General features: G+C 71.9%; 10 protein-coding genes. 4 read left to right on the top strand and 6 right to left on the bottom strand.

Going from position 1 to position 12005, the window contains the following annotated elements; translation table 11 throughout:
- Positions 1 to 56 precede the first annotated feature (56 nt).
- From ACWD35_RS07525 to ACWD35_RS07510, 4 genes are read right to left on the bottom strand one after another with little or no spacing between them, the layout of a single operon-like run.
- Positions 57 to 1217, bottom strand: coding sequence for an acyl-CoA dehydrogenase family protein (locus tag ACWD35_RS07525; RefSeq protein WP_451350215.1), 1161 nt, complete (start codon positions 1215 to 1217; stop codon positions 57 to 59).
- Positions 1218 to 1222: 5 nt separating this feature from the next.
- The gene (locus ACWD35_RS07520; RefSeq protein ID WP_451350214.1) at positions 1223 to 2164 is read right to left on the bottom strand and encodes a hydroxymethylglutaryl-CoA lyase; all 942 of its coding nucleotides are present in this window, start codon (positions 2162 to 2164) and stop codon (positions 1223 to 1225) included.
- Positions 2161 to 4101, bottom strand: coding sequence for an acetyl/propionyl/methylcrotonyl-CoA carboxylase subunit alpha (locus ACWD35_RS07515; protein ID WP_451350213.1), 1941 nt, complete (start codon positions 4099 to 4101; stop codon positions 2161 to 2163). Before ACWD35_RS07515 ends, ACWD35_RS07520 begins: the two co-directional genes overlap by 4 nt.
- Before the next feature lie 11 nt (positions 4102 to 4112).
- Positions 4113 to 5729, bottom strand: coding sequence for a carboxyl transferase domain-containing protein (locus tag ACWD35_RS07510; RefSeq protein ID WP_451350212.1), 1617 nt, complete (start codon positions 5727 to 5729; stop codon positions 4113 to 4115).
- 98 nt (positions 5730 to 5827) lie between these two features.
- On the opposite strand from ACWD35_RS07510, the gene ACWD35_RS07505 reads away from it, so the two are divergent.
- The 4 genes from ACWD35_RS07505 (at position 5828) to ACWD35_RS07490 (ending at position 9455) form a co-directional block, all read left to right on the top strand.
- Positions 5828 to 6433, top strand: coding sequence for an SACE_7040 family transcriptional regulator (locus ACWD35_RS07505; protein WP_451350211.1), 606 nt, complete (start codon positions 5828 to 5830; stop codon positions 6431 to 6433).
- Positions 6434 to 6635: 202 nt separating this feature from the next.
- Positions 6636 to 7793 carry an acyl-CoA dehydrogenase family protein gene (locus ACWD35_RS07500; RefSeq protein ID WP_451350210.1) on the top strand — a complete coding sequence of 386 codons (1158 nt, stop codon included), beginning with the start codon at positions 6636 to 6638 and terminating at the stop codon, positions 7791 to 7793.
- 36 nt (positions 7794 to 7829) lie between these two features.
- Positions 7830 to 8696 (top strand): acyl-CoA thioesterase II, encoded by an 867-nt coding sequence (gene tesB / locus ACWD35_RS07495; protein WP_451350209.1) that lies wholly within the window; start codon positions 7830 to 7832, stop codon positions 8694 to 8696.
- 360 nt (positions 8697 to 9056) lie between these two features.
- Positions 9057 to 9455 (top strand): hypothetical protein, encoded by a 399-nt coding sequence (locus ACWD35_RS07490; RefSeq protein WP_451350208.1) that lies wholly within the window; start codon positions 9057 to 9059, stop codon positions 9453 to 9455.
- Between the two features lie 94 nt (positions 9456 to 9549).
- Here the strand turns inward: ACWD35_RS07490 and ACWD35_RS07485 are convergent, their stop codons facing one another.
- Both ACWD35_RS07485 and ACWD35_RS07480 read right to left on the bottom strand, forming a co-directional pair.
- On the bottom strand, positions 9550 to 10338 hold the full coding sequence (locus ACWD35_RS07485) for a phosphatase (RefSeq protein WP_451350207.1): 789 nt from the start codon (positions 10336 to 10338) through the stop codon (positions 9550 to 9552).
- Positions 10339 to 10426: 88 nt separating this feature from the next.
- Positions 10427 to 11887 (bottom strand): PucR family transcriptional regulator ligand-binding domain-containing protein, encoded by a 1461-nt coding sequence (locus tag ACWD35_RS07480; protein WP_451350206.1) that lies wholly within the window; start codon positions 11885 to 11887, stop codon positions 10427 to 10429.
- Between the last annotated feature and the right edge of the window lie 118 nt (positions 11888 to 12005).

Genomic DNA, 12005 nt, shown 5'->3' with positions numbered 1-12005 from the left:
CCGGCGGCACGCGGACCAAGTCCGCGCGCCCCTGACGCCCGCGCACGGGGGCTGGATCAGCCCGCCAGCCCCAACTCCCGTGCGATCAGCATCCGCTGGACCTCGCTCGTGCCCTCGCCGATCTCCAGGATCTTGGAGTCGCGCCACATGCGGGCCACGGGGTACTCGTTCATGAAGCCGTAGCCGCCGTGGACCTGCGTGGCGTCGCGGGCGTTGTCGACGGCGACCGTGGAGGAGTACAGCTTGGCCATGGCCGCCTCCTTCTTGAAGGGCTCGCCCGCCACCAGGCGGTAGGCCGCGTCGCGCCAGGCCAGGCGGGCCGTGTGGGCCTTCATCTCCATGTCGGCGATCTTGAACTGGATGGCCTGGTTGGCGCCGATGGGGCGGCCGAAGGCGTGACGTTCCTTGGCGTACTTCACCGACTCGTCCACGCAGCCCTGGGCCAGGCCCGTCGCGAGCGCCGCGATCGCGATGCGGCCCTCGTCCAGGATGCGCAGGAACTGGGCGTAGCCCCGGCCCTCCTCGCCCAGGAGGTTGGCGGCGGGCACGCGGACGTCCTGGAAGGAGAGTTCGCGGGTGTCGGAGGCGTTCCAGCCGACCTTCGAGTACGGCGCGGCCACCGTGAAGCCCGGGGTGCCGGACGGGACGATGATCGCCGAGATCCGGGGCTTGCCGTCGGGCTTGCGGCCCGTGACCGCCGTGACCGTCACCAGGCCCGTGATGTCCGTGCCCGAGTTGGTGATGAAGCACTTGGTGCCGTTGATGACCCATTCGTCGGTGTCCGGGTCCAGGCGGGCCGTCGTACGGGTGGCCCCGGCGTCGCTGCCGCCGTCCGGCTCCGTCAGGCCGAAGGCGCCGAGCATCTCGCCGGCGCACAGGCGGGGGAGCCACTCGCGCTTCTGCTCCTCCGTGCCGAAGAGGTGCAGGGGCATCGCGCCCAGGGAGACGCCGGCCTCCAGGGTGATCGCCACCGACGAGTCCACCCGGGCCAGTTCCTCCAGGGCGATGCCCAGGGCCAGGTAGTCGCCGCCCATGCCGCCGTACTCCTCCGGGAAGGGCAGGCCGAACAGGCCCATGCGGCCCATCTCGCGGACGATCTCGTACGGGAACTCGTGCCGCTCGTAGAAGTCGCCGATCTTCGGTGCGACCACGTCGTGCGCGAACTCCTCCACCGTACGACGGAGTTCCTCCAGCTCGGGGCTGAGGCGATGGTCCATGCTGATCACTGGTCCTTGTGGGAGAGGGCGCGGACGGTACGGGACGGGCTGGGCCGGCCCAGCTGTTCGGCCATCCACACGCTGGTGGCGGTCAGACGGCCGAGGTCGACCCCTGTCTCGATGCCGAGGCCGTGCAGCATCCATACGAGGTCTTCGGTGGCGAGGTTGCCGGTGGCGGACTTGGCGTACGGGCAGCCGCCGAGCCCTCCGGCGGAGGCGTCGACCGTCGTCACACCGTGTTCCAGGGCCGCGTAGGTGTTCGCGAGCGCCTGGCCGTAGGTGTCGTGGAAGTGCACGCCGATCGTGTTGGTCGGGATGCCCTCCTCGTTGAGCAGGTTGAGGAGTTCGAGGACATGCCCCGGCGTGCCGACCCCGATCGTGTCCCCCAGGCCCAGCTCGTCGCAGCCCATGTCCCGCAGTGCCTTGCAGACGCGGGCCACCTGGTGGAGCGGGACCGCCCCCTCCCACGGGTCGCCGAAGCACATCGACACATAGCTGCGCACGTGGACGCCCGCGTCCTTCGCCTGCCGCACCACCGGTTCGAACGCGCCCAGCGACTCGTCCAGCGAGCGGTTGAGGTTGGCCCGCGCGAAGGACTCGGTGGCGCTGGCGAAGACGACGATGCTGCGCACGCCGTGCGAGAGCGCCCGGTCCAGGCCGCGCTGGTTGGGCACCAGCACGGGGAGTTCCACGTCGAGGTCCCGCACCAGGGGGAACAGCTCTTCGGCGTCGGCGAGCTGGGGCACCCACTTGGGGTGCACGAAGCTCGTCGCCTCGATCGTGGTGAGGCCCGCCTCGGCCAGCCGGCGGATGAACTCCGCCTTCACCGCCGTCGGCACCGGCGTCTTCTCGTTCTGCAGCCCGTCGCGCGCACCCACCTCCTGGATGCGCACCCGTGCGGGCAGATCCTGGGCCGGTACCGTCATGGGCAGTCCGTCGGCGCTCATTCCGCCGCCACCCCTTCCTTGTCGTGCGGTGCGATGACGGCCAGCACCTGGTCCATGGCGACCGTGGTGCCCGGCGTCACGTCCAGCTCGGCGACCGTGCCGGCGTGCGGGGCGGAGATCACGTGCTCCATCTTCATCGCCTCGACCACCAACAGGCTCTGCCCGGCGGCCACTTCGTCACCGACGGCCACCTTGACGACGGTCACCGTGCCGGGCATGGGCGCGGTGAGCGAGTCGGCGCCCGCGTGGCCCGAGCGGCTCAGCGACGCGGCCACCGGGTCGTGGTCGCGCACGTGCCAGGCGTCGCCGTCGCGGCCGATCCAGTCGGCGGCGCGGTGGAAGGTGTGCCGGACGCCGCCCAGGGTGACGGAGACCCGGTCCTCGGCGACGGTGTGCGTGCCGCGCGGGGTGTACGTCACCGGGTCCTGCACCCTCAGGTGGAAGGCGGGCGCCTTCGGGGTGCCGCCCAGCCGCCAGCCGCTCGGCACCGAGTAGGGGTCGGTCCAGCCCTGCGAGACGGGCTTGAGCGCCTCCAGGCGTACGGCAGCCGCCGCCTCGTAGACCTCCTCCGGCACGTCCGTGCCGACCAGGTCGTCGACCACCCGCTCCACCAGGCCGGTGTCCAACTCGCCCGACACGACCGCCGGATGGGCCAGCAGCCGGCGCAGGAAGCCCGCGTTGGTGGGCACGCCCAGCGTGACCGTCTCCGCGAGCGCCGCCCGGAGCTTGCGCAGCGCCGTCGCCCGGTCGGGGCCGTAGGCGATCACCTTGGAGAGCATCGGGTCGTACAGGCTGCCGACCTCGGTGCCCTCGTGGAGCCCGGAGTCGGTGCGGATGCCGTCGCCCTGGGGCTCGTGCAGCCGCAGCACCGTGCCGCCGGACGGCAGGAAGCCGCGCGTGGGGTCCTCGGCGCAGATCCGGGCCTCGACGGCGTGCCCGGTCAGCGTCACGTCCTCCTGGGCGAAGCCCAGCCGCTCACCGGCGGCGACCCGCAGCTGCCACTCCACCAGGTCGAGCCCGGTGATGAGTTCGGTGACGGGGTGCTCCACCTGGAGACGGGTGTTCATCTCCATGAAGTAGTACTGGGACGGGTCCCCGCCCGGCACGATGAACTCCACGGTGCCCGCGCCCCGGTACCCGCAGGAGCGGGCCGCCTGCACGGCCGCCTCGCCCATCGCGGACCGGGTCGCCTCATCGAGGAGGACGCTGGGCGCCTCCTCGATGATCTTCTGGTGCCGCCGCTGCAGCGAGCACTCGCGCTCGCCGAGGTGGACGACATTGCCGTGGCCGTCGGCCAGCACCTGGATCTCGATGTGCCGGGGGCGGTCGATCCACCGCTCCACCAGCAGCGTGTCGTCGCCGAAGGAGGCGCGCGCCTCACGGCGGGCGGCGGCGATCTCCTCCTCCAGCTTCGTCACGTCCCGCACCAGGCGCATGCCCTTGCCGCCACCGCCCGCGGACGGCTTGAGCAGCACGGGCGTCCCGATCTCCCGGGCGGACTCGGCGAGTTGGGCGTCAGACAGCCCGCTGCCGCTCGACCCCGGCACGACCGGCACCCCGGCCGCCTTCACCGTCTCCTTGGCGCGGATCTTGTCGCCCATGAGCGCGATCGCGTCCGCCGACGGGCCGATGAAGACCAGCCCCGCCTCCTCGCACGCGCGCGCGAAGCCCGCGTTCTCGGCGAGGAAGCCGTACCCGGGGTGGACGGCCTGCGCGCCGGTGCGGGCGGCGGCCTCCAGCAGCCGCTCCACCGACAGATAGCTCTCGGCGGCCGAAGCCGGACCGATCCGTACGGCCGTGTCGGCCTCCCGGACGTGCCGCGCATCCGCGTCGGCGTCGGAGAAGACCGCCACCGAGCGCACGCCCAGCGAGCGGAGCGTACGGATGACGCGTACGGCGATCTCGCCTCGGTTGGCCACAAGCACTGTGTCGAACACGGTTCCCCTCCTCACATCCGGAAGACGCCGAACTGGGGGTCTCCCAGCGGCGCGTTGGCACAGGCGGTCAGCGCGAGTCCCAGCACCTGACGGGTCTCCAGCGGGTCGATGACCCCGTCGTCCCACAGCCTGGCGGTGGCGTAGTAGGCGTTGCCCTGGCGCTCGTACTGCGCGCGGATGGGCGCCTTGAAGGTCTCCTCGTCCTCGGCGGGCCACTCCTCGCCGCGCGCCTCCAGCTGGTCGCGCTTGACCGTGGCGAGGACGCTGGCGGCCTGCTCGCCGCCCATGACGGAGATCTTGGCGTTGGGCCACATCCACAGGAAGCGGGGGGAGTAGGCCCGGCCGCACATGGAGTAGTTGCCCGCGCCGTACGAGCCGCCGACGACGACGGTCAGCTTCGGCACGCGCGTGCACGCGACAGCGGTGACCATCTTGGCGCCGTGCTTGGCGATGCCGCCCGCCTCGTAGTCGCGTCCCACCATGAACCCGGAGATGTTCTGCAGGAACACCAGCGGGATGCCGCGCTGGTCGCACAGCTCGATGAAGTGGGCGCCCTTCTGGGCGGACTCGGAGAACAGGATGCCGTTGTTGGCGACGATGCCGACCGGGTGGCCGTGGATCCGGGCGAAGCCGGTGATCAGGGTCTGCCCGAACTCGCTCTTGAACTCGGCGAACCGGGAGCCGTCGACCACACGCGCGATGATCTCGCGTACGTCGTAGGGGGTGCGGGAGTCGACGGGCACGGCGCCGTACAGGCCGTACGGGTCCACCTTGGGCTCCGCGACGGGCGTGACCTCCCAGGGGAGGGACCGGCGCGCGGGGAGCGTGGCGACGATGTTCCGCACGATCCGCAGGGCGTGCGCGTCGTCCTCGGCGAGGTGGTCGGTGACTCCGGAGATCCGGGAGTGCACCTCGCCGCCGCCCAGTTCCTCGGCGGTGACGACCTCACCGGTGGCCGCCTTCACGAGCGGCGGGCCGCCCAGGAAGATCGTGCCCTGGTTGCGGACGATCACGGCCTCGTCGCTCATGGCCGGGACGTAGGCGCCACCGGCCGTGCACGAGCCGAGGACGGCCGCGATCTGCGGAATCCCGGCGCCGGACATCCGGGCCTGGTTGTAGAAGATCCGCCCGAAGTGCTCGCGGTCCGGGAACACCTCGTCCTGCATCGGCAGGAAGGCGCCGCCGGAGTCGACCAGGTAGAGGCAGGGGAGCCGGTTCTCCAGGGCGACTTCCTGCGCCCGGAGGTGCTTCTTCACGGTCATCGGGTAGTACGTGCCGCCCTTGACGGTGGCGTCGTTGGCGACGATCACGCACTCGCGCCCGCTGACCCGGCCGATCCCGGCGATCACTCCGGCGGCCGGGGCCTGGCCGTCGTACAGGCCGTCGGCGGCGAGCGGGGCAAGCTCCAGGAAGGGCGAGCCGGGATCGAGCAGTGTGTCCACCCGGTCCCGCGGCAGCAGCTTGCCGCGCGCGGTGTGCCGCGCCCGCGCCTTCTCGCCGCCGCCGAGGGCGGCTGCGGCCAGCTTGGCGCGCAGTTCCCCGACGAGTGCGAGGTGGGCTTGTTCATTGGCCCGCCAGGCCTCCGACGCGGGATCCGCCGCGCTCGTCAGCTCCGGTGCCTCGTGCATTCTTGCGGTCCCCTCACCCAGTGTTCGAACCGGTTAATGAGCGTTAACCATTGCGTTCAGGTTAACGACCGCTAACCCCGCTGTCTAGAATTACGGGCATGGTCACCAGAACCGACGCGCCCACCCGTCGCGAGCAGATCCTCAAGGAGGCCGCCCGGCTCTTCGCCGAGCGCGGCTTCCACGGTGTCGGTGTCGACGAGATAGGTGCCGCGGTCGGTATCAGCGGGCCCGGCCTGTACCGCCACTTCCCCGGCAAGGACGCGATGCTCGCCGAGCTGCTGGTGGGTATCAGCGGCCAGCTGCTGACCGGGGCCAAGCGGCGCCTGGCGGAGGCCGACGGGGAGACCAGCCCCTCGGCGGTGCTCGACTCCCTCATCGAGGGCCACATCGACTTCGCCCTCGACGACCGTCCTCTGATCACCCTGCACGACCGCGAGCTGGACCGCCTGCGCGACAGCGACCGCAAGCTGGTGCGCCAGCTCCAGCGGCAGTACGTCGAGCTGTGGGTGGAGGTGGTCCGCGAGGTCTACCCGGCCCTCACCGAGCCCGCGGCCCGCTCGGCGGTCCACTCGGTCTTCGGCCTGCTGAACTCCACCCCGCACCTGGGCCGCGCGGGCACCCTCCCGGGCCGGGGCACCACGGCCGTCCTGCTGCACCGGATGGCCCGGGGGGCGTTCGCGGCGGCGGGGGCGGCGGAGGGCTGAGCCGGGGGGCTGACGAGCCCGCCGGCGGACTTTCATCTCGGTAGCCTGGGGTCATGGGCCCCGGCGATCGGCCGCATGCGCCTCCCTGACGCGTCAGTGCCTGTCCGCCTCGTGCGGGTGGGCAAGCTCACCCTGGACGGGTGTCCTACTCATCGGTATCTTCGAGTCTGAGCAAGCGCTTAGACAGGTGGAGGTGGGCGGCATGCGCCGTACGGTGTTCAACGAGGATCACGAGGCGTTCCGGGAGACTCTTCGCGCCTTCATCGAGGCCGAGGTCGTACCGGTGTACGACGAGTGGTTCGCCGCCGGCCAGGCCCCGCGCGAGTTCTACTACAAGCTGGGTGAGCTGGGCGTCTTCGGCATCAACGTCCCCGAGGAGTTCGGCGGCGCCGGCCTGGACACCCACAAGTTCGAGGCCGTCCTGTACGAGGAGACCGCCCGTGCCGGTGTCACCTTCGGTGGCTCCAACGTGCACACGCTGCTCGGTCTGCCGTACGTCAAGCTGCTCGCCACCGACGAGCAGAAGAAGCGCTACCTGCCGAAGTTCGTCTCCGGCGAGGAGATGTGGGGCATCGCGATGACCGAGCCGGGCACCGGCTCCGACCTCGCGGGCATGAAGACCACCGCCAAGCTGTCCGAGGACGGCACCCACTACGTCCTCAACGGCGCCAAGACCTTCATCACCGGTGGCGTGCACGCCGACCGCATGATCGTCTGCGCCCGCACCGCCGCGCCCACCGCCGAGGACCGCCGTCACGGCATCTCCCTCTTCGTGGTGGACACCAAGGCCGAGGGCTACTCCATCGGCCGCAAGCTCGACAAGCTCGGCCTGCGTGTCTCCGACACCGCCGAGCTGGCGTTCGTCGACGTCAAGGTCCCCGTCGAGGACCTCCTCGGCGAGGAGAACAAGGGCTTCTACTACCTCGGCCACAACCTCGCCTCCGAGCGCTGGGGCATCGCCTTCGGCGCCTACGCGCAGGCCAAGGCCGCCGTCCGGTTCGCCAAGGAGTACGTCCAGCAGCGCACCGTCTTCGGCAAGACCGTCGCGTCCTTCCAGAACACCAAGTTCGAGCTGGCCGCCTGCCAGGCCGAGGTGGACGCCGCCGAGGCCGTCGCCGACCGTGCCACCGAGGCCCTCGACGCCGGTGAGCTGACCGCCGCCGAGGCCGCCTCCGCCAAGCTGTTCTGCACCGAGGTCGCCCACCGCGTGATCGACCGCTGCCTCCAACTGCACGGCGGCTACGGCTTCATGAACGAGTACCCGATCGCCCGCCTGTACGCGGACAACCGCGTCAACCGCATCTACGGCGGCACCAGCGAGATCATGAAGTCGATCATCGCCAAGGACATGGGTCTGTAAGGCCGGCGCAATCACTGGCCGGTACAACTACACGCCATGAGCCAAGCACTCCAGGGTCTCCTCGATCTGCTCGACCTTGAGCAGATCGAGGAGAACATCTTCCGCGGCCAGTCCCGCTTCGCCGTCGTCCCGCGGGTCTTCGGCGGGCAGGTCGCGGCGCAGGCGCTGGTCGCCGCCGGGCGGACGGTCCCCGCGGACCGGCCCGCCCACTCCCTGCACGCGTACTTCCTGCGCCCCGGCGACGCCGGCGTGCCCATCGTCTACAACGTCGACCGCATCCGCGACGGGCGTTCGTTCACCACCCGCCGCGTCGTCGCCGTCCAGCACGGCAAGCCGATCTTCCACCTCTCGGCGTCCTTCCAGACGTACGAGGAGGGGCTGGAGCACCAGGCGCCGATGCCGGCCGCGCCCGACCCGGCGGGCCTGCCCACCTCCCAGGAGCGGTTCCGCGGCTACGACCACCTCGTGCCCGAGGTCGTGGAGCGGTTCCTGGAGGCCCGCGAGGCGATCGACCTGCGGTACGTGGACGAGCCGCCGTACGGGCAGTTCGGCGAGCCGCGCGAGCCGCACTCCCAGGTGTGGTTCCGCACCAACGGCAAGCTCGACGACGACCCGCTGCAGCACGTCGTCCTCGCCACCTACGTCTCCGACATGACCCTCCTCGACTCCGTGCTGCTCGCGCACGGGCGCGGCGGCTGGGCCGTGGGGGACGTGGTCGGGGCCTCGCTGGACCATGCGATGTGGTTCCACCGCCCGTTCCGGGCCGACGAGTGGCTGCTGTACGACCAGGAGTCACCCTCCGCGCACGGCGGCCGGGGCCTGGGCCAGGCCCGTATCTACACCCAGGACGGGCAGCTCGCCATCACGGTCATCCAGGAGGGTGTGGTCCGCGTCCCGCGGTGACCCGTGAGGCATCCGGGAAGCAATCCGTTGCCCGAGGTGCCGAGTGGCTGGTGGGGTATTACGCTCTTTGAGTGAAGGCCGCAGTGCACGGAATGCCCGGCCGACGAGGCTCCGGCCCCCCGGGACCTCAGCCGCAGCACCCGTCCGCGCAATGGCGTACGGGTGGACTGAAGGCGTCGGCGGAACGCACCGTGCCCCCCTCTGAAGGCTGCGGTGACACCTGAAGACCGCGCCGCGAAGACTTCCCCTCTTGACCGCGGCGACGGCCATCCACCTCGCGTCTCCCTCCGGAAGCCGCGAGAACGATGGAACGGAAGGGCATTTCCTATGCGATCACAGCGCACTAGGCGCCTTGTCGCGATGTCCGCTGCCGGCCTGCTGATGGCCGGTGGAGCCGCCATCGGCGCGGCGGGCACCGCCTCGGCGGCGCCGGCACACAACGACCACGGCGGCTACAGCAGGGACTGCGGCGACCACGGACGCTGGTGGAACGACGACTGCGACCATGGCGGCTACGGCGGCTACGGCGACCACGGTGACCACGGCGGTTATGGCGGCGACCATGGCGGCTACGGCGACCACGGCGACCACGGCGGCTACGGCGGCGACCACGGCGGTTACGGCGGTGACCACGGCGGCTACGGCGGCGACCACGGTGGCGGCGGCTACGGCGGCGACCACGGCGGTGGCGGCTACGGCGGCGGTGACCACGGTGGCGGCGGCTACGGTGGCGGCGGTCACGGCGGTGGCGGCTACTGATCCGACCACAACCCGGAACCGAACACGATGTGCGGCCCTACGCCGGGGCCGCACATCGCACGTCAGGGCGCTCGACGCCACGGTCAGGGCCGGTTCACACCAGGCCCGCCTCCGCCAGCAGGTACGCCGTCATCGGGTCGTAGTAGCGGGGGCTGAGCACGTGGTCGTCGAGCGGCACGACCACCTGCACGGTGCCCTCGGACTCGGCGAGGAACAGCGCCGGGTCGTTGCAGTCGGCGTATCCGACGGAGTCCAGGCCGTGCTGTCCCGCGTACCCGGCCCAGCCGTGGTCGGCGACCACCAGGTCCGGCAGCGGACGCCCCTCGTGCTCAAGTCCCAGCAGAATGGCCCGCATCGGCTCGCCGGAGTGGGTGTGCCACAGCGTCGCCCCGTGCTCCAGGACGGCCACGTCCGCGAACTGCATGACGTAACCCTCGCTCGTCTGCAGCCCGTCCGGGATGACGACGACCTCGCAGCCGGCGGCGCGCAACGCGTCGGCCGTGGCCCGGTGCACGTCCAGCAGCCCGCCCGGGTGACCGGTGGCGAACAGCACCCGCTGCCGCCCGGCAGCGGCCTTGCGCAGCCGGGCCGCCATCCGGTCCAGCGCGTCCACGGTCAGCTCCGGGTCGATGGTGTCCTGCCCGTGCCGGTACTCGGGATCGTCGTTGACACCCACCCGCTCGGCCATGACCGCGAGCACGTCCTGCTCGTCCGTCCAGCGGTCGCCCAGTTCCAGGCCCAGCCAGTAGTTGCGGTCGCCGTTGGCCAGCTTGCGGTAGTGGGAGAGGTTGTTCTCGCGGGGCGTGGCGACGTCCCCCGCGATACGGGTCCTCACCAAGTGGTCGACGAGCTGAGCGCGGTTGGGTGTCCCGGATATCGGCATGCCTCCCATTGTGGGGCAGCGGCCGGTGCGCGTCCTCGGCTTATCGCACCCTGGGACGCGGGTCACGCCCCGTCCGTCGCCCCGTCCTTCACGGCTGCCGCAGCGCGAACCACAGCTCCATCCGTACGTCCATGTCGTCCAAGTCGGCGTCCAGCAGCGCCGCGCAGCGGGCGATGCGCTGCCGCACGGTGTTGCGGTGCACGCCCAGCGCCACCGCCGTACGGTCCCAACTGCCGTGCAGCGACAGCCAGGTGCGCAGGGTCGCGGTGAGCGCGGGCTGCCCGGCGAGCGGCGCGAGCAGCGCGCGGGCGTGCGCCTCGGCTTCCTGAGGGGGCACCAACTCCGCCAGGGCGGGCCGGGATCCGTGCCGCAGCAGCGGGGCGCGGGTGGCGCGGGCGCGGGCCAGGGCGCGGGCCGCCTGGGTGTCGGCGGCCGGCCACTCGCGCGGGTCGGCGGCGGCGCTGACGCCGAGGGTCCAGCCTGGCTGCGCGGCGGGCTCCCGCCCGGCCGGCACCAGGACCCGTACGACGTCCCGTCCGAGGTCGACCAGCGGCGAGCCGAGCGCGGCCCCGAGAGCGGAGGCGGCGACGGCGTCCGGAGGCTGGTTGTCGGGCCGCGCGTGCATGACGAGCCACCGGCCCTCCCCGAGCAGCGGCGCGACCGCCTCCGGTGCGGCGCCCAGCAGCAGCCGCACCAGCGCGGAGGAGCGGGCCGCGCCGCTGCCGCTGTGCTGCTCGCCGGTGAGGAGGGTGAGCAGGACGGCGGCGACGGAGGCGATGGTGTGGTCCCCGGGCTCCCGCCGCCCGGCGGCGACCCCGAGCACGAAGCCCTCACCGGCGCCGAGCGCGTAGGCGGCGAGGTGGGTCCCGCCGAGGGTGTCGGTGGCGGAGGCGGGGGTGGGGCGGGGCGCTCGTACGACGGCTGCCAGGCCCGCCAGCGCCTCGCCGACCCCCTTCGCCGGCTCCCGGCCCGCCGCGGCGATCTCCGTGCCGTCGGGGCCGTAGAGCACCGCACGGCCGCTCAGCCGCTGGGCCAGCCGGCGCAGTACGGACGGCACCGGATCGGGCCGGGAGGCGGCCGACGCGAGGCTCTGCTGGGCCTCCGTGACCCGGCGCAGCTCGGCCAGGCGGGCCTGGGCCATCAGCTGCCAGACCGCGCGGGCCACGCCCGAGAAGGTGGTCTGCGGCGGGACCTCCAGCAGAGGCAGCCCCTGGGCCTCGCAGGCGGCCACCAGCGCGCGGGGGACGGTGTCGTGCACGGGCGCGACGCCGAAGCCGAGGGCCGCGCCGCCGGCCGCGACGATCCGCGAGACGTAGTCGTCGAAGTACGTGCCCGAACTCGCCGCCGCCGGAATGTGGACCCCGGCCGTGAGCAGCAGCTCGCCGCCCAGCAGATACGGGTACGGGTCGGCCATCTCGGAGGTGTGCGCCCAGTGGACGGCGATGCCCGGGTCCGTCGGGCCGGCGATCTGGCGCAGGGCGAGATCCTCGCGGGCCAGCAGGGCCGAGAGCGGGACCGGCGGGGTGGGTGGGGTGATCGATTCCGGCATGGTGTGCACTCCCTCCATCCCGTACCCCTCGATTGGATGAAACGTACACTTCGCATCCGCTTTCCAGCCACTTAGTGTGGATAGCGGTCATCCGCATGAGACAGAAGGAATGCGAACC

This window comes from Streptomyces sp. NPDC002671 (genome assembly GCF_053592475.1).
This window is presented reverse-complemented; position numbering and strand designations above follow the sequence as displayed.